Origin of the sequence: Pseudochelatococcus lubricantis, from assembly GCF_011762225.1 — a bacterium.
GTDB lineage: Bacteria > Pseudomonadota > Alphaproteobacteria > Rhizobiales > Beijerinckiaceae > Pseudochelatococcus > Pseudochelatococcus lubricantis.
On sequence record NZ_JAASQI010000002.1, the window covers coordinates 367,673 to 389,501 of the forward strand.

Here is a 21,829-nt window from a genome sequence, read left to right on the forward strand (position 1 = left end):
GCCCGCCGGAAGGCTCATGCGCCTTTCGGCGGGATAGGCTGCGGCACGCCGCCGCATTCGGGCCGCCGACGTTCGTTCGCCCGCGCGAAGAGGCGGGAGAGCGAGATGTCGTGCGCCGCCTCCGTCACCGAGAGATGATCGAGGAAGCAGGCGATCTCCAGCGGCGCGACGGGCGTCGCATCGCATACCCAGCCGGATATCTGCCAGGATGTCTGCTCGCCCTCGGCTGTCGTCATGAGCCTGAAGGCCTGGCAGGCGCGCTCGTCGCCGTCGAGGTTCAGGCGTGCGTCGGCGATTTCCGTGGGGCCGAATTTCGTGTCCTCGGCAACGGGCGGCCCCATGCCGGTGACGCCGACGCCGGCCTCCGCAGAGCGGCGGGCCAGATCGACGAAGAAGGTCGACGGGCGGGGCGCCTCCTTGCCCATGCGGTAGACGGACAGGCGCAGATGCAGTCCCTCGCCATGATAGTCGCCGAAGGCGAGCACGTCCTCGCGCCCGCCAAGACCGTGCTCGCGGGCGGCGTAGCGCGCGGGAAGGTCGAGAAGTTCCTGCGTGCGCAACTGATAGAGCGGCTCGGGTGTCTCGGCATTTGTCCAGAGCGCGGGCTTGTCGTCCAGCGCATCGATGGCCGGCGTCGGGCGGGCCACATAGGCTTCGAGCGGGGCGGATGAGCCGCTGCCGGAAGTGTCGCCGGTCGGCACGACGCCGGGTATCGCCAACGCCACGATGCCGGCGAGCAGAAGCGCGCTGAGCGCGACCGATACCGGCGGCACGCGCCGGCGCCGCCGTCCGCGAGCCCGCGCGCGGGAGGCGGCCTCGCCGGGATGGCCGTCGTCGTGTCCTTCGCCTGATGCCGTAAACGTCATCGCGCTTTCCGTCTGTGATCCGCCGCGGCCCACGCAGGGGTGCCGCCGGGCCTGCCGAACCGGTCGCATCCTACACGCGGTCGGCGCGCGTGGGCGGACGGCGGCACGGATTCTTGCCCGCAGCGTAAATGGAAAGTTACCGGCAGAGCGTTATCCACAGGCTTTGAACAGGCGTGATTTAAAGCGCTTACCGATTAAATGGAATATCTGATCGGTAAGAAATCACTCAAAATCAATGCTCTAAGCCTTCCGGCGCACGAGACGGGCGGCGAAGAAGCCGTCGAGACCGGCGAGCCGGGGTGTCTCGTCGGGGAGGTGATGGGGCAGGGTGCGCAGTTGCCCGTCCGCGTCGATAACATCCGCGATGCCGCCGATCTCCTCGGGCGAAACGGGCGAGCGGGCGAAATCGGCGTGGCGGGCGAGGAAGGCGGCGATCTGCGCCTCGCCCTCCTCGGGCTCCAGCGAGCATGTGCTGTAGACGAGCCGTCCGCCCGGACGCACGAGCGCGGCCGCCCGGTCGAGCAACGCCGACTGGAGCGCGGCGAGGCTCGCGATCTCTTCCGGCTGTTTCGTCCAGGCGACATCGGGATGACGGCGGATGGTGCCGGTGGCCGAGCAGGGCGCGTCGAGCAGCACGGCGTCGTAGGGCTCGCCGCCGGTCAGGGTGCGGGCGTCTGCCGCTACCGTCCGCACGTCCAGCTTCAGGCGCGTCATGTTCTCTGCGAGACGCGCGAGGCGCTCGGGCGAACGATCGACGGCGGTGACGACGGCGCCCGCCGCGGCAAGCTGCGCTGTCTTGCCCCCGGGCGCGGCGCAAAGGTCGAGGACGCGCTCGCCCGGGGTTGCGGCGATGAGCCGCGCCGGCAGGCTTGCGGCGGCGTCCTGCACCCACCATTCGCCGTCCGCATAGCCGGGGAGGGCGGCGACATGCGCGCGCGCGTTGAGGCGGACGGAGCCGTTGGGCAGCAGCCGGCCGTCGAGCCGCTGCGCCCAGCCTGCCGCGTCGGCCTTCACCGTGATATCGATACCGGGCTCGTGGCGCAAGGCGCCGGCTATGGCGCGCGCCGTTGCCGCGCCATAGGTTCCGCGCCAGCGCTCCGTCAGCCAGTGCGGCACGTCGTCGCCGCCGGTTTCGGCCAGAATGGCCTCGCGCGATTCCGCCACGCGCCGCAGCACGGCATTGACGAGCTTCGCATAGGGAAAGGCGCGCCTGTCTGCCCGCGCGTGGTGGACGGCGAGGTCCACCGCCGCACGGTCGGGAATGTCGAGCAGCAGGATCTGCGCCGCGCCGACGATCAGGATTTCCGGCAGCAGGCCGGACTTGGCCGGAATGCCCTTCGGCATGCGCGCGTCGAGCGCGGCGTGGATGGTGCCGAGCCGCCGCAGCGCCGCCGTGACGATGGCGCGCACCAGCGCCCGGTCACGCTCGTCGAGCGCGATGCCGTCGCCGATTCCGAACTGCCGCTCCAGCGCCTCATCGAGCGGCAGGTGCTCCTGCGTGACGTCGGCGAGAGCATAGGCGGCTACGCGCCGCGCCGCGAGGCCGCGCGGCACGGACGGGCCGGCTGAACGGCGGGGCTGTCCGGGGGAGGCGTTGCGGGGAGCGTCGTCTCCCGGCCTGTTGCGCTGCACGCTGCTGTTTCCCTAGTATATGGCGGGGCCGACCGGCGTCGCCCGTCCGTGAACGTTATGCCGAGGAGACGTGATGTCATCGCCACCCGAAAAGAACCTTGCCGACCGGCAACTCCCGCCCGTGCCGGTGACGCGCAAGACGCTGACGCCCGCCGCCGAGCGGGCGCTGGCTGAAGCCGCCGCCCGCCGCGCCGTCATCGACGGCAAGGCGAACACGCTTGCCGAACGGCGCGAGGTCAACGGCCGGGGCGGACTGGAACCGGTGCGCTATGACGATTGGGAAGTCAAGGGCATCGCCAGCGATTTCTGACACGCCGCACGGGAACGCCGCGCGGACGTGACAAACGCGCGCGCCGCGCCTATGAACCGGAACCGAGGCTATCGCAGAAGCTCGATCCGGGAGGCGCTGATGGGCGAGGCAGACAAACGGCTGACAGCAATCCGGCGCTTGCTCGCCCACGTGGCGGAAAAGGCGCCGGTCGACCTCGCCGTGCGGCTGTGGAACGGCGAGATCGTGCCGCTCGGCGCTGGCGCGGCGGGTGACGTTGCCGTGGTCATCCGCTCGCCGGAGGCGATCAGCCGGCTGGTGCGCTCGCCCCGCCTGCCGACGCTTGTGGAACTGCTGGGCGCGGGCGACATCGACATCGAGGGCGGCACGCTGTTCGACCTCGCGGCGCGGCGCGGGACGGCGGGCAAGCGGCTGTGGAAACAGCTCGACAAGGGGCTCCTCGTGCGCTCCCTGCTGCCGTTCGTCTTCGGCGGCGGCAAGGCGGAAGGCGCCGGCAGCTTCGCCTATTCCGGCGAGCAGACGGCGAAGGACGCGCAGGGGCGCGACAACAAGGCACTGGTGCAGTTTCACTATGACGTGTCGAACGCCTTCTACCAGCTCTTCCTCGATGCCGAGATGCAATATTCCTGCGCCTATTTCCCCACCTGGGAAACGGGAATCGAGGAGGCGCAGCAGGCCAAGCTGCACATGATCTGCCGCAAGCTGCGGCTGCAGCCCGGTGAGCGGTTCCTGGACATCGGCTGCGGCTGGGGCGGGCTCATCTGCCATGCCGCGCGGCACTATGGCGTGAAGGCCCACGGCGTCACTTTGTCGCAGGCGCAATTCGACCACGTGCGCGGGAAGATCGCGGATCTCGGCCTTCAGGACCGGGTGACGGTGGAGCTGAAGGACTATCGCGAACTCGACGGCGAATTCGACAAGATCGCCTCCATCGGCATGTTCGAGCATGTCGGGCTGGACAATCACGCGGCCTATTTCGGCAAGCTGCACAGCCTGCTGCGCCCGCGTGGCCTGCTGCTCAACCACGCCATCACCCGCCCGGCCAAGAAATCGCAGCGCGCCTTCCGGCGCAAGCGGCCGGAATATGCGGCGATCATCGACTACATCTTTCCCGGGGCGGAACTCGATCACATCGGCGGCACCGTGAGCAGCATCGAGCGTCACGGCTTCGAGGTGCACGATGTCGAGGCATGGCGCGAGCACTATGCGCGCACCACGCGGCTGTGGTGTGAGCGGCTCGTGGCCAACCGCGACAAGGCCATCGCGGAGGTCGGCGAGGCGAAGACGCGGCTGTGGCTGCTCTATCTCGCCGGCGTCTCGCTCGGCTTCGAGCGCGGCACCATCGGCATCTTCCAGACGCTCGCCTCGAAGCGCGCCCGCGGCCTTTCCGGCCTGCCGCCGACGCGGGCCGATCTCTACGCATGAAAAAGCCCCGGCGTTACGCCGGGGCCAAGTTGAGTCGTCAGGCTCTCTGGATGTCAATCATGCTGAACGTCAATCATGGCGATTCTGGCGATTGTTGACCAGATCGTCGACCACGGTCGGATCCGCCAGCGTCGAGGTGTCGCCGAGGTTGCCGAACTCGTCCTCCGCGATCTTGCGCAGGATGCGGCGCATGATCTTGCCGGAGCGGGTCTTCGGCAGGCCGGGTGCGAACTGGATGAGGTCCGGCGAGGCGATGGGACCGATCTCGCGACGCACCCAGGCGACGAGTTCCTTGCGCAGCTCGTCGGACGGCTCCTCGCCTTCCATCAGCGTGACATAGGCGTAGATGCCCTGCCCCTTGATGTCGTGCGGATAGCCCACCACGGCCGCTTCCGACACCTTGGCATGGGCGACGAGGGCGGACTCGACTTCCGCCGTGCCCATGCGGTGGCCGGAGACGTTGATCACGTCGTCGACGCGGCCGGTGATCCAGTAATAGCCGTCGGCATCGCGCCGCGCGCCGTCGCCGGTGAAGTAACAGCCGGGATAGGTCGCGAAATAGGTTTCCTCGAAGCGCTTGTGATCGCCGTAGACGCTGCGCATCTGGCCCGGCCAGCTATCGGTGATGACGAGGTTGCCTTCCGCCGCGCCCTCCTGCGGCCTGCCCTCGTTGTCGACGATGCCAGGCTTGACGCCGAAGAAGGGCAGCGTCGCCGAGCCGGGCTTGAGGGCGGTGGCGCCGGGCAGCGGGGCGATCAGGATGCCGCCGGTCTCCGTCTGCCACCACGTATCGACCACCGGGCAGCGGCTGTCGCCGACGACGCGGTAATACCACTCCCACGCCTCCGGATTGATCGGCTCGCCCACGGAGCCGAGCAGCCGCAGCGAGGCACGCGACGTCTTCTTCACCGGCTCGTCACCCGCCTGCATCAGCGAGCGGATGGCCGTCGGCGCGGTGTAGAAGATGTTGACGTTGTGCTTGTCCACGACCTGCCAGAAACGGGAGATGTCGGGATATGTCGGCACGCCCTCGAAGATCAGCGTCGTCGCGCCGTTGGCGAGCGGGCCGTAGACGATGTAGCTGTGGCCCGTCACCCAGCCCACGTCCGCCGTGCACCAGTAGACGTCGCCCTCGTGATAGTCGAAGACGTACTGATGCGTGATCGCGGCATACACGAGATAGCCGCCCGTCGTGTGCAGCACGCCCTTCGGCTTGCCGGTGGAGCCGGACGTATACAGAATGAACAGCGGATCCTCCGCGTTCACCTCGACCGGCGGGCATTCGGACGTAACCTGCTCGATGGCCTCGTGATACCAGACGTCGCGGCCGGGCTCCATGGGAACGTCCGTATCCGTGCGGCGCACGACGACCACGTGCTCGACGCCGGAAACGCGCTTGAGGGCCGCATCGACATTCGCCTTGAGCGGCACCTTGCGGCCGCCGCGCAGGCCCTCGTTCGCGGTGATGACGAACTTCGAACCGCAGTCCTCGATACGGCTCGCGAGCGAATCGGGGGAAAAGCCGGCGAAGACGAGCGAGTGCACCGCGCCCAGCCGCGCGCAGGCCAGCATGGCGAAGGCGGCCTCGGGGATCATCGGCAGGTAGATGGTGACGCGGTCGCCCTTCTCGACGCCGCGGTTGCGCAGCACGTTGGCGAGTTCCGCCACGCGGTCGTGCAGTTCCTGATAGGTGATGTGGCGGGATTCGGACGGGTCGTCGCCTTCCCAGATGATCGCCGTCTGGTTGGCGCGGTGCGGCAGATGCCGGTCGATGCAGTTGTGGGCGACGTTCAGCGTGCCGTCCTCGAACCAGCGGATCGACACGTTGCCCGGCTCGAACGAGGTGTTCTTCACCTTGGTGTAGGGCGTGAACCAGTCGAGCCGCTTGCCGTGCTCGCCCCAGAAGGCATCCGGATCGTTGACTGACTGTGCGTACCATTCCTGGTACGTCTTCTGGTCGATGAAGGCCCGCTTCGCCCACTCGTCCGTGACGTTATGGATAATCTCTGTCATCGCTTCTCTCCCGCCTGTCCGCGTTCGGGGGCGATTCCATACCGCCCGCGCAGGTTATTCATCACGATCCTTTGTGGATCTGTGACACGAATTTAGGCGCAGGGACGGGGGGCCTGCAAGCCTTGGATCCATTCCACTTTCTGCTAATGCAGAATGCGACAGGCGTGTCATAAAAGGCAGATGATCGCGCGAAAGCTCACACGCCGCTAGACCTTATCCCTGGTCACTAACAGCCCCCAGTTCCAGCAGCACTGCCCACTCGGCATCCGTGACGGGCTGGACGGAGAGGCGCGAATTGTTGACCAGCACCATGTCCTTCAGGCGGGGCTCCTGCTTGATTTCCTGCAGCGTGACGGGGCGCTTGAGGGGCTTCACCGCCTTCAGGTCCACCATGCCGAAGCGTCCCGTCCCGTCGGTCGGGTCGGGGTAGTATTCGCGGCTGACCTCGACGATGCCAACGATCTCCTTGCCCTCGTTGGAATGATAGAAGAAGCCCAGCTCGCCTTTCTTCATCGCCTGCAGGTGCTTGCGGGCCAGGAAATTTCGCACGCCGTTCCACGGTTCGCCGGCATCGGCTTTCGCCACCTGGTCGTCCCAGGACCAGACATTCGGTTCGGACTTGTAGAGCCAGTGCGCCATCGGATTCAGGTCTCCGGTTTGATGGGGCGGTTCATCAGCGCCTCGATGGCCTGATCGATGGTGAGGTCACCGGCGATCACGGCCTCCACGGCTTCGCACACCGGCATCTCGACGCCCACGCCGTGCGCCTTGGCGATGAGGGCGGAGGCGGTGAAAGCACCTTCCACCAGCTTGCCGCCGGCGGCCCCCGCGGGCGGCACGCCCTGGCCGAGCGCCTCGCCGAACGCGAAGTTGCGGGACTGGTTCGAGCCGCAGGTGAGCACGGTGTCGCCGAGCCCTGACAGGCCCATCAGCGTCTCGGGGCGGGCGCCGAAGGCACGGGCAAAACGCATGATTTCTGCGAAGCCGCGCGCGATCAGCGCCGCCCGTGCGCTTTCGCCGAGCCGCCGGCCGTGGACGATGCCGCAGGCGATGGCGAGCACGTTCTTCGCCGCGCCGCCGATCTCGACGCCGCGCACGTCCGATCCGTGGTAGATGCGCAGCGTCGCGCTCGACAGTTCCCCGGCCAGCTTGGCGGCGAGCCGCTGGTCGCCGCTCGCGAGGATGACGGCGGTCGGCAGCCCCCGCGCCACATCCGCCGCGAAGCTGGGGCCGGAGAGGATGGCGGGAACGGCGGCCGGCGCCTCCTCGGCCACGATCTCGCTCATGAAGCAGCCCGTGCCGTGCTCGATGCCCTTGGCGCAGACCAGCGCCGGCGTGCCGGGGCGGAACAGGCCCGCGACCGCCCGCAGCGCCTGCCGCAACTGCTGCGCGGGAACCGCCAGCAGCGCCGCGCCGGCGCCGGCGAGCGCGGAAACATCGGCGGTGATATCGACATGCGGCGACAGCGCGACGCCGGGCAGGAAGCGCTTGTTCTCCCGCGCCGCCACCATTTCGCGGGCACGGTCGGCGTCCCGGTCGATCAGGACGACGGAAAGGCCCTTGTAGCCGAAGGAATTGGCCAGTGCCGTGCCCCATGCGCCGGCTCCCAGAATAACGATGGGGCGTCCGGGAGCGCTCATGCGCCCGGTCCCGCTGCCGCGGCGTGGGGCTTTTCCGGGAGAGGCTTGTCGGCGGGCAGCGGTGTTTCGGCCTCGGCAGCCTCTGCCGGTACTTCTGCCTTGACGCTGTCGAGCGGCCAGCGGGCGCGGGCGGGGGCGGAAAGGTCGTCGGTGACGCCGAGCCGCAGGCGCTCCAGCCCGGCCCATGCGATCATGGCGCCGTTGTCCGTGCATAGCGCGGGCGGGGGCGTCACCAGCTTGAGGCCGCTCTCGGTGGCAAGCTGGTGCAACGCGGCGCGGATCGCGCCGTTGGCGGCCACGCCGCCGGCCACGACGAGCGCGTTGGGCCGCGCCGCGACCTCGCGGAAGGCGCGCAGGCCGGCGCGCGTGCGGTCGACGATGACGTCCACAACCGCGGCCTGGAACGAGGCACACAGGTCGGCGATGTCCGTGGCGCTGAGCGGCGACACGCGCTCCCCCTCCACCCGCACGGCGGTCTTGAGGCCGGAGAGGGAGAAGTCCGGCGCCGCCCGTCCGTTCAGCGGGCGCGGCAGGGCGAAACGCTCCGGGTTGCCGCGCAGCGCCTGCTTTTCGACCTCCGGCCCGCCGGGGTAGGGCAGGCCGAGCATCTTGGCCGTCTTGTCGAAGGCTTCGCCGATGGCGTCGTCGATGGTGGTGCCGAGCCGCACGTAGTCGCCCACGCCGCGCACCGCGACGAGCTGCGTATGGCCGCCGGACACCAGCAGCAGCAGGTAGGGGAAGTTGACGCTGTCCGTGAGGCGCGGCGTCAGCGCGTGCGCCTCCAGATGGTTGATGGCGATGAAGGGCTTGCCGGTGACGAGCGCCAGCGCCTTGGCCGTGGTGAGCCCGACGATCACGCCGCCGATGAGGCCGGGGCCGGCAGCGGCGGCGACGGCATCGAGTTCGTCGAAGGTGACGCCGGCCTCGTCGAGCGCGCGGGCGACCAGATGGTCGATGACCTCGACATGGGCGCGCGCCGCGATCTCCGGCACCACGCCGCCGTAAGCCGCGTGCTGGGCGATCTGGCTGAGCACCGCATTCGACAGGATGTGGGGGCGGCCGTTTTCATCCGTTTCCACCACGGCGGCGGCGGTCTCGTCGCAGGTGGATTCGATTCCCAGAACACGCATCGTCTTTGTCTTCACTCACCACGGTTTGCCATGCAGTCTGCCATGCCGCGCGATGAACTTTCCACGCGGATTTCGCTTTTGGTTTATCTCACCCTATAGTCGCCGGCAAACGGCGGCGGGGGCAGGGCAGCCATTCCAATGGGATCACACCGTTTTCCGCCGCGCGACACAACGCCGCCGCCGCTGGCGTTCCCGCTCCGGGGGGCGTAGACAGCAGCGTGGGCCCATTGCTGAACCGGGATCGATTCGCCGTGACACCGCACAATCTGCCTTCCCCGCTCGTGATCGGAACGCGCGGCAGCCCGCTGGCGCTGGCGCAGGCGCGCGAAGTGGCGCGCGCGCTGGGCAACGTGCTGGGCATCGGCGACCCGCTGGGAGAGAACGGGCCGGACGGCATCGTCATCGACGCGATCAGGACGACGGGCGACATCATCCAGGACCGCGCCCTGTCGGAAGCGGGCGGCAAGGGCCTGTTCACGAAAGAACTCGACGCGGCGCTGTTCGAGGGGCGCGCGCACGTCACGGTGCATTCCGCCAAGGATCTGCCGACCGATCTGCCCGACGGCCTCGTCATCGCCGGATGCCTGCCGCGCGAGGATGTGCGCGACGCCTTCATCAGCGTGAAGGCGGCTTCCCTCACCGCCTTGCCGCCGGGCGCGGTGGTCGGCACGGCCTCTCTGCGGCGGCAGGCCCAGGTGTTGCGGCTGCGGCCGGATGTGCGCGTGACCCTGCTGCGCGGCAATGTCGGCACGCGCCTGCAGCGCATCCACGAAGGCGCGGTCGACGCGACGCTTCTCGCCGTCGCCGGGCTCAACCGGCTCGGCCTCGCCGACAGGGCGACGGCGGTCATTCCTGTGGAAACCATGCTGCCCGCCATCGGGCAGGGCGCCATCGCCATAGTCGTGCGCGAGCAGGACATCGCCATCCGCGAGGCCGTCACCCGCCTTGCCGACGCGCCGACGGGAATCGCGCTGGAAGCGGAGCGGGCCTTCCTGCGCGTGCTCGACGGCTCCTGCCGCACGCCCATCGCCGGCTACGCGCGCATCGTCGGCGGAGGCATTCATTTCAACGGGCTGCTGCTCTCGGAGGACGGGCGCGAGGTCGTGGCGGCGGAGCGCTCCGGCGCCGTGGCCGACGCCCGCGCGCTCGGAGAGGACGCGGGGCGGGAAGTGCTGGCGCACGCCAGCCCGGCGCTGCTGCCGCATCGCAAGGGCGGGGGTACATGGTGACGGCGGAGGCGGCGGGCGCCTCCGGGCTTCGCGTGCTCGTCCTGCGTCCCAAGGCGGCCGGGTTGCGCACGGCGGCGCGGCTTGCGACACTCGGCCACGCGGCCGTGGCGGCGCCGGTGATGGCCATCGCGCGCACCCACGCGCCGCCGCCCGAGGGGCCGTTCGACGCGCTCGCCGTCACCAGCGCGGCGTCGCTGCCCGCCATGTCGGAGTTGCCGGAGGCCATGAAGGCACTGCCCGTGCTCGCGGTGGGCGAGCAGACTGCCCTGCTGGCGCGCGCCGGCGGTTTCGGCAGGGTTCACGCGGCCGACGGCGAGCGCCATTCGCTGGCGCGGCTGGCGGGCCGGTTGTTCGCGACCGGGAGCGGAACGCGCGTGCTGCTGGCGCTGGGGCGCGATCACAAGGCGGATACGGAGGCTCTGCTGCGCGCGGCGGGCGTCGATCCGGTGGCGTGGATCGTCTATGCCGCGCAGGCGAAGGCGGAGCTGCCGGAAGCCGCGCGCGGCGCGCTCGCCGGCGGGCAGATTGACGCGGTTCTGCACTACTCGCGGCGCAGCGCCGCCATCGCCATCGATCTCGTCGACCGGGCCGGTCTCTGGCCGGCGTTCGCGCCGCTGCCCCATCTGGCGCTGTCGGAAGACGTGGCCGCGCCCTTGCGTGAGCGGGGCGTGCCGCGCCTGCTGGTGGCGGGGCAGCCGCACGAGGAGGCGCTGCTCGCGCTTTTGTCTGGAATTGATCTCAAGCAAGGCTCGCCATGAGCCGAACGGCGATGCTAGAAGAGGCATCGCGGCAGTGATAAAAACGCGGATACGCGCCGCGATGGTTTCACCAATATGCCATCAGGTGTCGGATACATCTGTCTGATGGTAGTTGACCGGATAACACGCACGGAGGGACAGCCGCATGACCGACGAAACGCCCAGCGGCCGCAAGATGGGCCGCGCGAGGCCGCGCCGCGAACCGGCGACGATCGACCAGAAGCCGCTTTCCGTCACCGTCGAACCGGATGAGAACCCGATCCCGGAGGAAGACGCCGGGACGGATCGGCCCGCGTCGGAAGACGGGTCTCGCGCCGCCGGGCAAGACGGCGCGGTTGCGGAGGAGGCCGCACCCGCCGCGACCAGCCCCGAAGGGACGGCTGCGCCCGATGAGCCGCTTTCGCCGGCCGATACGGCCGCGCTGCCGGAAGCGACCGCCCCGCAGGAGGCACAGCCGCAGCCCGGCGAGGAGGCCGTCGTCGCCATGCCGCAACCGGAAATAGCGGTGCAGGAGCCGCCGGCGCGCGAGGAACACGCCGCCGCCCGCAACGAAGACGAGGACCCCGTGCACGCGGAACCGCAAATCGTGAAGGCCCGGGAGCCCTCGCGCGTCGGGGCGCTGATCGTGGCTGTCCTGGCCGGCGGCGTGGCGGGCGCGGCGGTCAGCGCCGCGTTGCCCTACATGCTCGCTCATACGGGCGGGGATCAGGCGGCGCGCTTCGCCGCCATCGAGCAGTCCGTCGCGCAGGCCGCGCCGCGGCCGGAGGTCGAGGCGGTCACGCGGGCCGTCGACACGCTGCGCCAGCGCGCGGCAGCCCTCGAAGAGAGAATCGGTGCGCTTGCCGCCGCTCCCGCCGGAACGCCAGCGGAAGGCGGGGCGCAGGAAGCGCAGGCCGCGGTTGCCGACCTGCAGGGCAAGGTCGGCAATCTGCAGGAACAGATCGCCGCATCGGGTGGACAGGTGACGGCTCTGTCGTCGCGGCTCGACGAACGGCTCGCGGCCGTCGCCGCCCAGATCGGCAACACTGAACAGACGATCACGGCGCTCGATCCCGCGCGGGTCCGGACGGCGATCGACGAGCAGACATTGCTGACGCAGCGCCTGTCGGGCGTCGAGGCGACGGTGCGGGACAAGCTCGGACAGTTCGATCCCCTGCGTTTCGCGGCGCAGGCGGATACGCAGGCGGGCGAGATCGCAAGGCTCGCGACGCGCGTCACGGCCGCCGAAGGAGCGGTGGGCGAGGCCGAGCGCAGGGCGCTGGCCGCCGGCGCGGCAAACAGCGAGAGGCTCGCCGCCGTTGCGCGCCTCGCCGTCATCGAGCGGCTGCGCGAGGCCCTGAACGGGGGGCAGCCCTTCCCGGCGGAAATCGACACCCTGACCAGGCTCGGCGCCTCGGAGACGGCGCTCGCGCCCCTGCGGGCGGTTGCCAACGGCGTTGCGACGCCGTCCTCGCTCGTGGCGGCTTTCGCGCGGGCGGCTGCGGCCTTCGAGGTCGTGGATGTGCCGGCGGACGCCGGCATCGTCGACAGGCTGGCGGCAAGCGCTTCGCGGATCGTGCGCATCCGGCCGGTCGATGGCGCCGCCGATCCCTCGGATATCGCCGGCCAGGTCGAGGCTCTCCTGCGCCGCGACGACGCGGGCGCGGCGTTCGCCGCCTGGCAGCGCCTGCCCGACCGCGCGCGGGAGCAGACGAAGGCAGTCGGCGACACGTTGCAGGCACGGGTGAACGCGCAGACGGCGCTCGCCGCGCTGGCGCGCACGCAGGTCGAGGCGCTGGACGCCGCTCTGGCCGCCGGCGCGGCAAGGGGAGAATGAGCCCATGGTCCGTCTCGTCGGCTTTATTCTCATCGTTGCTCTGATCGCGCTGGGCATCGGCTGGCTTGCCGACCGCCCGGGCGATGTCGCCGTCGTCTGGCAGGGTTATCGCATCGAAACCTCCGTGGTCGTGGCGCTTGCAGCCGTCGCGGCGACGACGCTGGCGCTGGCGCTGATCTGGGCAGTGCTGCGCTATGTATTCGGCCTGCCGTCCGCTATTTCGTTCTCGTCGCGTGCGCGCCGCCAGGCAAAGGGCGTCACGTCGGTCTCGCGCGGCCTCATCGCGGTGGGCACGGGCGACGCCGTTTCCGCCCGCCGCCACGCCGCGGAGGCCGAGCGCCTGCTGGGGCGCGAGCCGCTGACGCTGCTGCTGAAGGCGCAGGCGGCACAGATGGCGGGTGACAGGGCGGGCGCCGAAACGGCGTTCCACCTGATGCTCGACACGCCGGACACGCGGGTGCTGGGCCTGCGCGGCCTCTTCGTCGAGGCGCGGCGCAAGGGCGACGCGGTCGCGGCGCGTGCCTACGCGCAGAAGGCGAGCGAGCTGGCGCCGAAGGTGGCATGGGCGAGCGAGGCCGTGCTCGAATACCAGTCGGCGGACCGGGACTGGCGCGGCGCGTTGGCGACGCTGGACCGCCAGACGCGGCAGAAGGCCATTAGCCGCGATGCCGCGAGGCGCCTGCGCGCCGTGCTGTTGACGGCCGACGCGCTCGCCCGGCAGGAGCGGGAACCCGGCGAAGCGCTCGTCGAGGTGAAGGAGGCGGTGAAGCTCGCGCCCGGTCTCGTGCCGGCCGCCGTGCTCGCCGGCCGCCTGCTGTCGCGCGAGGGGAGCCTGCGCAAGGCCGCCAGGATTCTGGAGACGGCGTGGAAGCTCGCGCCCCATCCCGACGTCGCTGCCGCCTATGTGGATCTGCGTCCCGGCGATTCGGCGCGCGACCGCCACGAACGCGCGGAGGCGCTGGCGCGCCTCGTTCCCCACCATCCGGAATCGCGCCTCATCCGCGCCGCAACGGCGCTGGAGACGCAGGATTTCGCCCGTGCCCGCATGGCTCTCACGCCGCTGCTGGAGGAGTATCCCACCGTGCGCACCTGCCTGCTGATGGCGGATATCGCCGAGGCGGAGCATGGCGCCGGGGGTGAGTGGCGCGAGTGGATCGGCCGCGCCTCGCGTGCGCGCCGGGACCCCGCCTGGATTGCCGATGGCGTCGTATCGGAAACGTGGCAGCCCGTGTCGCCGGTCACGGGGCGGCTGGACGCCTTTGTCTGGAGCGCGCCGGTCGAGCAGATCGGCGAGGCCGCGGCGGAAGAGCGCGCACCGGCCGAAGCCGCGCCCGTGAGCCCGGCCTCGCTTGCGATGGCCGGGGCGGCGGCGCCCGCCGTCGCCGACAGCGTCCTGCCGTCCACGCCGGAGGTTGCTCCGCCGGTCGAGATCGTTGCGGCTCCCGTCGTTCCCGCGCCGGCTGAAATTCCGCTTGAGGAAGCACCCGCCGGAACCTATCCGGAAACGCTGGCCGAGCCCATAGTTCCCGCCGCCGAAACGCCCGCGGTGCCGGAGACGCCCGCGGCGCCGGAGCCGGAGGAGCCGCGCGACGGCACGCCTGCGCCCGCGGGGCAGGATGAAGCGCCGCCGGAACAGGCGAAGAAGGGCGTCGTCTTCCCGCTCGACCACGCGCCGGACGATCCCGGCCCGGATGCGCCGGAGGAGATCGTGCAGGAGCCGGTGCGCGTCAATCTGGCCGGGCGCGCGCCCTGACGTGCGTCCCGATCCGTCAAGACAGCTGTTGTCACCGTTGGCGTGCCGGCGTAGATGGAGCGGATATCAAGGGGAGCGCGCGCCCGCGCGGCGCTTCCCGCCGTAACGGATGACGAGGAGTATCCCCTTGCTGCATATTTCGACACGCGGAGAGGCGCCGGAAGTCAGCTTTACCGAGGCCATGCTCACCGGACTGGCGCGGGACGGCGGCCTCTACGTGCCGCGCGACCTGCCGGCGTTCGACGCCTCGACCATCGCCGGATGGGCGGGGCAGACGTATGAGGACATTGCGCTTCATGTCGTCGGCGCGCTGACGGGCGGCGAGATACCGGACGACATCCTCGGCCCGATGATCCGCGATGCCTACGCGACGTTCCGCCATGACGCGGTTTGCCCGCTGGTGCAGCTCGACGACAATCTCTTCCTGCTGGAGCTTTTTCACGGCCCGACGCTCGCCTTCAAGGACGTCGCCATGCAGCTGCTCGGGCGGCTGATGGACCACGCGCTCAAGCAGCGGGGCAGGCGCGCCACCATCGTGGGCGCGACCTCCGGCGACACGGGCAGCGCCGCGATCGAGGCATTCCGGGGGCTGGAGCAGGTTGACATCTTCATCCTCTACCCGCTCAACCGGGTGTCGGAGGTGCAGCGCCGGCAGATGACCACGATCGACGCGCCCAACGTGCACCCCATCGCGCTGGAAGGCACGTTCGACGATTGCCAGAACATGCTGAAGGCGCTGTTCAACGACCACGCGCTGCGTGACGAACTGGCGCTGTCCGGTGTCAACTCGATCAACTGGGCGCGGATCGTCGCCCAGACGGTGTACTACTTCACGGCGGGCATCTCGCTTGGCAGTCCGCACCGGCCGGTGTCCTTCGCCGTGCCCACGGGCAATTTCGGCGATGTGCTGGCGGGCGATGTCGCCAGGCACATGGGGCTGCCGATGGGCCGGCTGCATGTCGCCACCAACATCAACGACATCCTGACGCGCACGCTTGCGACCGGCCGCTACGAGCTGCGCCCGGTGACGCCGACATCCGCGCCTTCCATGGACATCCAGATCTCCTCGAACTTCGAGCGCCTGCTGTTCGACGTCTACGGGCGCGATGCCTCCGCCGTGCGCCGGCTGATGGACCACCTGCGCCAGTCGCACGCCTTCACCATCGAGGAAGAGCCGCTCGCGCGCATCCGTGCCGGGTTCGACGCTTCCGCCGTTTCCCAGTCCGAGACGGAGGCGGAGATCGCGGCGACGTGGCGCGCCACGGGCTATGTGCTCGATCCCCACAGCGCGATTGCCGTACATGCGGCGCGCAGCGCCCTGAAGCGCGATCCGGCTGTGCCGGTGGTGGCGCTCGCCACCGCCCATCCCGCCAAGTTCCCGCAGGTGGTGGAGCGGGCGACCGGCATTCACCCGGCGCTGCCCGCGCATCTCGCCCACCTGTTCGACCGCGAGGAGCGGACGGTCATCCTGCCCAACCAGCAGGCGACGGTGGAAGCCTATATCCGCAAGCATGCACGGGCGGGCCGGTAGCGGACGATGCAGACGTTGGAAGGACGGGTCCGGGTTTCGACTCTGGAGAACGGGCTGCGGGTCGTGACCGAAACCATGCCCCATGTGGCGACGGCCGCGCTCGGCGTATGGGTGGGCGCAGGCGCGCGCCATGAGTTCGAGCGCGAGCACGGGCTGTCGCACCTGCTCGAACACATGGCCTTCAAGGGCACGGGTGCGCGCGACGCGCGTGCCATTGCCGAGGCGATCGAGGCGGTGGGCGGCGATTTCAACGCGGAAACGGGCGTGGAACACACTTCCTATACCGTGCGCCTGATGGGGCGGGACGTGCCGCTCGGCATCGAGATCCTCGCCGACATCCTCGTCGATTCCCGTTTCGACGAGGCCGAACTCGCGCGGGAGAAGAACGTCATCCTGCAGGAGATCGGCTCCGTCGAGGACACGCCGGACGATCTCGCCACCGATCTGTTCATGGAAGCCGCCTTCCGCGGGCAGGCGCTGGGGCGCAGCATCCTCGGCACGCCGCAGTCGGTGCAGGCGTTCGCGCGCGACGACATCGTCGCCTATCTGGCGCGCAACTACCGGGCGCCGCGCATGGTGCTGTCCGCGGTCGGGGCGGTGAACCACGACGCGGTTGTCGCGCAGGTCCGCCGGCTGCTCTCGGGGCTGCCGGGCGAGACGCCGCCGGCACCCGCACCCGCGCGTTACAGCGGTGGCGAAATCCTGCTGGAGCGCGATCTGGAGCAGACGCAGTTCCTCGCCGGTTTCCGTGGCCTGCCGTATGGAACGGACGCGGTTTATGCCATGCAGGCCTTCGCCCACCTGCTCGGCGGCGGCATGTCGTCGCGGCTGTTTCAGGAGGTGCGCGAAAAGCGCGGGCTCGCCTATTCGGTCGATGCGTTCCACTGGGCGTTCGCCGACACGGGGCTGTTCGGCATGTCGGCGGGCACGGCGCCCGAGGATGCCGGCGAACTCGTGCCCGTGCTGCTCGACGTGCTGCACGAGACCGCGCGGGGTGTGACGCAGGCGGAACTCGACCGCGCCCGGGCGCAGCTCAAGGTGGCGCACCTGTCGGCGCTCGAGTCGCCGATGGCCCGGGCCGACCAGCTCGCGCGGCAGCTTCTCGCGCTGGGGCGGGTCTTGCCGCACGATGAAGTTATTGTAAAACTTGATTCTATTATGCTTGACGACGTCCGATTCGTGGCGAATGGCCTGATGGCGTCCGCGCCGACGTTCGTCATCGTCGGTCCGGCGCCGGCGTTGCCGGATGCAGTCGGCGGGGTGTTGCGCGCGATGCGGGAAGTGTAGAAGTCCTGCCGGTCGTGCAGGTCGCCGCGGGCAGGGGGATCGGCGGACGATGGGGAGCGCCGCTTCGGGACATGACAGAGGCTGTAATCCATATGACGCAGTTCCGCTTCTCGCCGCCGGGCAGTCAGTCGCCCTACATCCGGGGCGGCGGAATCTATCTGCGGCTGCCGCAGATGAGGGACTTCGACGCCTGGGCCGCGGTGCGCGATGAAAGCCGGCGGTTTCTGGAGCGGTGGGAGCCGCTTTGGCCGGCGGACGACCTGACGCGCGCAGCCTTTCGCCGGCGTATTAATTGGTATGAGGAGGATGTGGCCCGCGATGCGTCCTATCCATTCTTTCTGTTCCGCGAAGGCGACGACGCATTGATGGGCGGGCTCACGCTAGGGCCGGTGCGCCGGGGCGTGGTGCAGGCGTGCACCCTCGGATACTGGATGGGCGAGCGATTCGCGCGCCAGGGGTATATGAGCAAGGCTGTTGCGGCGGCTGCCTATTTCGTTTTCAACACCCTCGGCCTGCGGCGGATCGAGGCGTCGTGCCTGCCGATCAACGAGCCGTCCATCGGGCTTCTCGAAAAAGTCGGATTCGTGCGTGAGGGATATGCACGCCAGTATCTGTGCATTGCGGGTGTCTGGGAGGACCACTTCCTCTATGCCCTGTTGAAGGACGACTTTTTAAGGCGATACTCGACGTAAACCCGTGCGGAAAGTCCCTTCGCGGGATTTGCATGTGCGTGGCGATTTCGTATATCCGGGAAGCGCCGCTCCCCGGCCGGAAAAAGAAGGCTGGCGCATCCCGCGCCATCGGCCCGCAGGTGTGGGTCGTGCATCAACGAGAACGAGACCTGTGCGTTGCGTGTGATCCGCGTCCTGCTCCTGTCAATGATGGTCTTTCTGATGGCCGGCGCGGTGCAGCGGGCCTCGGCGGTGGAAGCCGTGCGGGTGGCGCCCGACGCGCTCGCCATCGACCTGACCTCGGTGGTTGAACACTACCGGGCGGAGAGCGATCTCATCCAGATATCCACCGCGCCCGGGCCGGACGGCATCGTGCGCCGCATCGCCGTGCGGGCGCGGGAAGGCGGAACGCGGCCGGACTGGATCGTGTTCGCCCTCACCAACGACACCGACGAGCAGCTCGAACGGCTGCTGGTCGCGCCGCACTACCGGCTGGTCGGCTCCGGCGTCATCTGGCCGGACCTCGGCGCCTCGCGCATCGCCGCGATCACGGCGAGCCAGGGCATCCGGCCCGAACGCGAGGACGCGGCCGACGCCGACATCTTCAACGTCACGCTCGATCCGGGCTCGACGGTCACCTTCATCGCCGAGTTGCGCACACCCGGCCTGCCACAGCTCTATCTCTGGGAGCCGGAGGCCTACAAGGCCAAGGTGAATGGGCTGACGCTCTACAAGGGCATCATCATCGGCATCGCCGGCCTGCTCGCCCTGTTCCTCACGGTGGTGTTCGTGGTCAAGGGCGCGGTGATCTTCCCCGCCGCGGCCGCGCTCGCCTGGGCGGTGCTGGCCTACGCCTGCATCGATTTCGGTTTCTTCCAGCAATTGTTCCCCATTGCCGCGTCGACCAACCGCATCTACCGCGCCGCGGCGGAGGCGGTGCTGGCGGCGACGCTGCTGGTGTTCCTGTTCGCCTATCTCAATCTCTCGCGCTGGCATGTCCGCTACAGCCATTTCACCGTGGCGTGGCTGCTGTTCCTCGGTGCGCTCGTGGGGCTTGCGGCGTTCGACGCGCCGGTGGCCTCCGGCGTGGCGCGCATCTCGATTGCCGCGATCGCCGGCGTCGGTTTCATTCTGGTGGTCCACCTCGCAAGTCACGGCTACGACCGTGCCGTGATGCTGATCCCGACATGGTTCCTGCTGCTCGTGTGGGTGACGGCGGCAGGCTTCACCATCAACGGGGAACTGACGCGCGACATCGTGCCCTTCGCCCTGATCGGTGGGCTGGTGCTGATCGTGCTGCTGATCGGGTTCACGGTCGTGCAGCATGCGTTCGCAGGCGGGGCGCTGGCGCAGGGCCTCGTCTCCGACACGGAGCGCAAGGCACTGGCGCTGGCGGGGTCCGGCGACGTCGTGTTCGACTGGGACGTGAGCGCCGACCGCATCTTCGTTAGCGAGGAGGTCGAAAGCCTGCTGCTGCTGAAGCGTGGCGCGCTCGAAGGCTCCATCGCCAACTGGCTCGACGTGATCCATCCCTTCGACCGCGATCGCTACCGCGCGGTGCTCGACCGGGTGCTGGAGCAGCGGCGCGGGCGCGTGGCGCTCGACTTCCGGCTGCGGGCGGCCGACGGCCAGTACTTCTGGTTCAATCTGCGCGCCCGCCCGGTTGTCGGCGCGGACGGTGAGGTCATCAGGGTCGTGGGCATCCTCAGCGACGTCACCGACGCGCGCAACACGGAAGAGCGTCTGCTCTACGATGCGGTGCACGACACGCTGACCGGCCTGCCGAACCGGCAACTGTTCCAGGACCGTCTGGAGACGATGCTCGTATTTGCCGCGCAGAATCCCATCATGCGGCCGACGGTGGTCTCGGTCGACATCGATGGCTTCAAGGAGGTGAACGACACGGTGGGGCCGTCCGTGGGCGACTCCATCATGCTCACGTTGTCGCGCCGGCTGGGGCGGCTGCTGCGCCCGCAGGACACCATTGCCCGCCTCGGCGGCGACGAATGGGGGCTGATCCTGCTTTCGGAGACGGCGCCCGACCGCATCATTGCCTTCGCGGACATGATCCGGCGCACCATTTCGACGCCGGTGAGCTTCGCCGACCGCGAGATCTTCCTCAAGGCCTCCGTCGGTATCGCGCTCTATGACGCGCAATCGTCCTCCGGGCAGGCGGACATGCAGAAGAATGCGGAAATCGCCATGCTGCACGCCAAGCAGCAGGGCGGTGACCGTATCGAGGTGTTCCGGCCGGGCATGAGCGCCCAGCGCACGGCGCGGCTGGTGCTGGGGGGCGATCTGCGTCGGGCCGTCGATCGCGGCGAGATCAGGGTCATTTTCCAGCCGGTGGTGAGCCTTGACGACCGTACCATCGCCGGTTTCGACGTGCGCCTGCGCTGGGATCACCCGCGCCTCGGGCGGCTGGAGCCGGGTGACTTCCTGCCCATCGCCGAGGAAATCGGCATCGTGGCCGAACTCGGCCAGTATGCGCTGGAGCGCACGGCGCGCGAACTTGCTGCATGGCAATCGGCCCTGGAGGTCGAGCCGCCGATCTTCGCCACGCTGACGCTGTTCAGCCCGCGCCTGCTACGCCACGAACTGATCGCCGACGTCAAGCGGGTGCTCTCGGCGACATCCGTGCGCCCGCAATCGCTGAAGCTCGGCTTCCGCGAGAGCATGCTGACGGACAACCCCGAATTTGCCGCGCAGATGCTGATCCGCCTGCGCCAGCTCGGCGCCGGGCTGGTGCTTGACGGCTTCGGCACGGGCTATTTCTCGCTGTCGCAGTTGCGCTACCTGCCGTTCGACACCATCCGCGTCGACCGCGTATTCGTGCGGGAGCCGGGGGAGGGAGCGCGGCCGGGCGCCTTGCGCTCCGTCATCACGCTGGCGCAGGATCTCGACATGGACGTCATCGCCGACGGGGTCGAGAACCAGGCCAACGCCACATTCCTCAGCGGCATGGGATGCCGTTACGGACAAGGCTTCGCGTTCGGCGAGGCGATGACCTCGCACGACGCGCGCCGTTTCCTCGGCGCGACGTCCGCCGCCGCGTAGGGTGTGTCGATTTTTGGGTGATGCTGGCCCGCAAATCGCGGATTTCTGCGCGGCCGGACGCAAATTTAAACACACCCCGATCCGGCGGTGCGATTTGGATTGAAGCCCGATGCTCCGACGGCCTCAGGCGTGGCCGGCCTGTCCTGACAGGGTGGCAATGTCGACACCGATGGTGCGCAGCGCCGTGTCGTATTTATGTTCCACGGCGGTGTCGAATAGCAACGTGGCGTCGGCCGGGCAGTGCAGCCAGCCGTTGGCCTGAATCTCGCTTTCGAGCTGGCCGGGAGACCAGCCCGCATAGCCCAGTGCCAGCAGCGCGTTCTTCGGTCCGCCGCCGGCGGCGATGGCGCGCAGGATGTCGACAGTCGCCGTGAGGCAGACGCCGTTGTGCATTGCCAACGTGGAATTGTCGATCACGAAATCGGCTGTGTGCAGCACGAAGCCGCGCCCTGCCTCCACCGGCCCGCCGCGCAGCACCTCGATGTTCTCCGCCCGCGACGGCAGCCGGATCGCCTCGTCCTCACCCACGATGTCGAGTTGCACGAGCAGATCGGCGAAACGCAGGTCAACGGCCGGCTTGTTGATGACGAGGCCCATTGCGCCTTCCTCGGAATGCGCGCAAAGATAGATAACCGTGCGTGCGAAGCGTTCGTCCATCATCCCGGGCATCGCGACGAGGAATTGTCCGTCGAGATAGTGATGGGCGGTTGTCTGGTCGCGATCAAGACGCAT

Annotated in this window: 17 protein-coding genes; 10 read left to right on the forward strand and 7 right to left on the reverse strand. The window is 69.2% G+C overall.

Annotated features, from left to right (window positions below):
• Positions 1–14 precede the first annotated feature (14 nt).
• Complete coding sequence (locus tag FHS82_RS05630; protein WP_166949691.1) at positions 15–866, reverse strand: hypothetical protein; 852 nt, start codon at positions 864–866, stop codon at positions 15–17.
• Positions 867–1,106: 240 nt separating this feature from the next.
• The gene (locus tag FHS82_RS05635) at positions 1,107–2,498 is read right to left on the reverse strand and encodes an RsmB/NOP family class I SAM-dependent RNA methyltransferase (protein WP_343042512.1); all 1,392 of its coding nucleotides are present in this window, start codon (positions 2,496–2,498) and stop codon (positions 1,107–1,109) included.
• Between the two features lie 73 nt (positions 2,499–2,571).
• Between FHS82_RS05635 and FHS82_RS05640 the strand changes: the two genes are divergently transcribed.
• Both FHS82_RS05640 and FHS82_RS05645 read left to right on the forward strand, forming a co-directional pair.
• On the forward strand, positions 2,572–2,808 hold the full coding sequence (locus FHS82_RS05640; protein ID WP_166949695.1) for a DUF1674 domain-containing protein: 237 nt from the start codon (positions 2,572–2,574) through the stop codon (positions 2,806–2,808).
• Positions 2,809–2,907: 99 nt separating this feature from the next.
• Positions 2,908–4,212 (forward strand): SAM-dependent methyltransferase, encoded by a 1,305-nt coding sequence (locus tag FHS82_RS05645; RefSeq protein ID WP_166949697.1) that lies wholly within the window; start codon positions 2,908–2,910, stop codon positions 4,210–4,212.
• Positions 4,213–4,281: 69 nt separating this feature from the next.
• On the opposite strand, the gene acs is transcribed toward FHS82_RS05645, so the two are convergent.
• The 4 genes from acs to tsaD form a co-directional block, all read right to left on the reverse strand.
• Positions 4,282–6,225, reverse strand: coding sequence for an acetate--CoA ligase (acs, locus tag FHS82_RS05650; protein ID WP_166949701.1), 1,944 nt, complete (start codon positions 6,223–6,225; stop codon positions 4,282–4,284).
• A gap of 213 nt (positions 6,226–6,438) precedes the next feature.
• Positions 6,439–6,864 carry an EVE domain-containing protein gene (locus FHS82_RS05655; RefSeq protein ID WP_166949703.1) on the reverse strand — a complete coding sequence of 142 codons (426 nt, stop codon included), beginning with the start codon at positions 6,862–6,864 and terminating at the stop codon, positions 6,439–6,441.
• A gap of 5 nt (positions 6,865–6,869) precedes the next feature.
• Positions 6,870–7,865 carry an NAD(P)H-dependent glycerol-3-phosphate dehydrogenase gene (locus FHS82_RS05660; RefSeq protein ID WP_166949706.1) on the reverse strand — a complete coding sequence of 332 codons (996 nt, stop codon included), beginning with the start codon at positions 7,863–7,865 and terminating at the stop codon, positions 6,870–6,872.
• On the reverse strand, positions 7,862–8,995 hold the full coding sequence (gene tsaD, locus FHS82_RS05665; protein WP_166949717.1) for a tRNA (adenosine(37)-N6)-threonylcarbamoyltransferase complex transferase subunit TsaD: 1,134 nt from the start codon (positions 8,993–8,995) through the stop codon (positions 7,862–7,864). The genes FHS82_RS05660 and tsaD overlap by 4 nt, the downstream gene beginning before the upstream one ends.
• A 251-nt stretch (positions 8,996–9,246) precedes the next feature.
• Here tsaD and hemC point away from each other — a divergent pair, with 251 nt between their 5' ends.
• The 8 genes from hemC to FHS82_RS05705 all read left to right on the forward strand — a co-directional run bounded on the left by hemC (position 9,247) and on the right by FHS82_RS05705 (position 21,097).
• A complete protein-coding gene (gene hemC, locus FHS82_RS05670; protein ID WP_343042513.1) occupies positions 9,247–10,224 on the forward strand; it encodes a hydroxymethylbilane synthase in 978 nt (325 codons plus the stop codon).
• Positions 10,218–10,982 carry a uroporphyrinogen-III synthase gene (locus tag FHS82_RS05675; RefSeq protein ID WP_166949719.1) on the forward strand — a complete coding sequence of 255 codons (765 nt, stop codon included), beginning with the start codon at positions 10,218–10,220 and terminating at the stop codon, positions 10,980–10,982. Before hemC ends, FHS82_RS05675 begins: the two co-directional genes overlap by 7 nt.
• A gap of 145 nt (positions 10,983–11,127) precedes the next feature.
• Complete coding sequence (locus FHS82_RS05680) at positions 11,128–12,798, forward strand: COG4223 family protein (RefSeq protein WP_166949721.1); 1,671 nt, start codon at positions 11,128–11,130, stop codon at positions 12,796–12,798.
• A gap of 4 nt (positions 12,799–12,802) precedes the next feature.
• Positions 12,803–14,551 carry a heme biosynthesis protein HemY gene (locus FHS82_RS05685; protein ID WP_166949723.1) on the forward strand — a complete coding sequence of 583 codons (1,749 nt, stop codon included), beginning with the start codon at positions 12,803–12,805 and terminating at the stop codon, positions 14,549–14,551.
• Between the two features lie 127 nt (positions 14,552–14,678).
• Positions 14,679–16,082 carry a threonine synthase gene (gene thrC, locus FHS82_RS05690; protein WP_166949725.1) on the forward strand — a complete coding sequence of 468 codons (1,404 nt, stop codon included), beginning with the start codon at positions 14,679–14,681 and terminating at the stop codon, positions 16,080–16,082.
• Positions 16,083–16,088: 6 nt separating this feature from the next.
• A complete protein-coding gene (locus tag FHS82_RS05695; RefSeq protein WP_166949727.1) occupies positions 16,089–17,369 on the forward strand; it encodes a M16 family metallopeptidase in 1,281 nt (426 codons plus the stop codon).
• Positions 17,370–17,440: 71 nt separating this feature from the next.
• Positions 17,441–18,061, forward strand: coding sequence for a GNAT family N-acetyltransferase (locus FHS82_RS05700; RefSeq protein WP_246225097.1), 621 nt, complete (start codon positions 17,441–17,443; stop codon positions 18,059–18,061).
• Positions 18,062–18,262: 201 nt separating this feature from the next.
• Positions 18,263–21,097, forward strand: a complete 2,835-nt coding sequence (locus FHS82_RS05705) for an EAL domain-containing protein (protein ID WP_246225098.1) — start codon at positions 18,263–18,265, stop codon at positions 21,095–21,097.
• 123 nt (positions 21,098–21,220) lie between these two features.
• On the opposite strand, the gene FHS82_RS05710 is transcribed toward FHS82_RS05705, so the two are convergent.
• Positions 21,221–21,829, reverse strand: coding sequence for a YqgE/AlgH family protein (locus tag FHS82_RS05710; RefSeq protein WP_166949731.1), 609 nt, complete (start codon positions 21,827–21,829; stop codon positions 21,221–21,223).

Coding starts and splice junctions, on each gene's coding strand:
- FHS82_RS05630 (WP_166949691.1), bottom strand. CDS start 866: ATGACGTTTACGGCATCAGGCGAAGGACACGACGACGGCCATCCCGGC.
- FHS82_RS05640 (WP_166949695.1), top strand. CDS start 2,572: ATGTCATCGCCACCCGAAAAGAACCTTGCCGACCGGCAACTCCCGCCC.
- FHS82_RS05645 (WP_166949697.1), top strand. CDS start 2,908: ATGGGCGAGGCAGACAAACGGCTGACAGCAATCCGGCGCTTGCTCGCC.
- acs (WP_166949701.1), bottom strand. CDS start 6,225: ATGACAGAGATTATCCATAACGTCACGGACGAGTGGGCGAAGCGGGCC.
- FHS82_RS05655 (WP_166949703.1), bottom strand. CDS start 6,864: ATGGCGCACTGGCTCTACAAGTCCGAACCGAATGTCTGGTCCTGGGAC.
- FHS82_RS05660 (WP_166949706.1), bottom strand. CDS start 7,865: ATGAGCGCTCCCGGACGCCCCATCGTTATTCTGGGAGCCGGCGCATGG.
- tsaD (WP_166949717.1), bottom strand. CDS start 8,995: ATGCGTGTTCTGGGAATCGAATCCACCTGCGACGAGACCGCCGCCGCC.
- FHS82_RS05675 (WP_166949719.1), top strand. CDS start 10,218: ATGGTGACGGCGGAGGCGGCGGGCGCCTCCGGGCTTCGCGTGCTCGTC.
- FHS82_RS05680 (WP_166949721.1), top strand. CDS start 11,128: ATGACCGACGAAACGCCCAGCGGCCGCAAGATGGGCCGCGCGAGGCCG.
- FHS82_RS05685 (WP_166949723.1), top strand. CDS start 12,803: ATGGTCCGTCTCGTCGGCTTTATTCTCATCGTTGCTCTGATCGCGCTG.
- FHS82_RS05695 (WP_166949727.1), top strand. CDS start 16,089: ATGCAGACGTTGGAAGGACGGGTCCGGGTTTCGACTCTGGAGAACGGG.
- FHS82_RS05700 (WP_246225097.1), top strand. CDS start 17,441: ATGACAGAGGCTGTAATCCATATGACGCAGTTCCGCTTCTCGCCGCCG.
- FHS82_RS05705 (WP_246225098.1), top strand. CDS start 18,263: ATGGCCGGCGCGGTGCAGCGGGCCTCGGCGGTGGAAGCCGTGCGGGTG.
- FHS82_RS05710 (WP_166949731.1), bottom strand. CDS start 21,829: ATGCGTCTTGATCGCGACCAGACAACCGCCCATCACTATCTCGACGGA.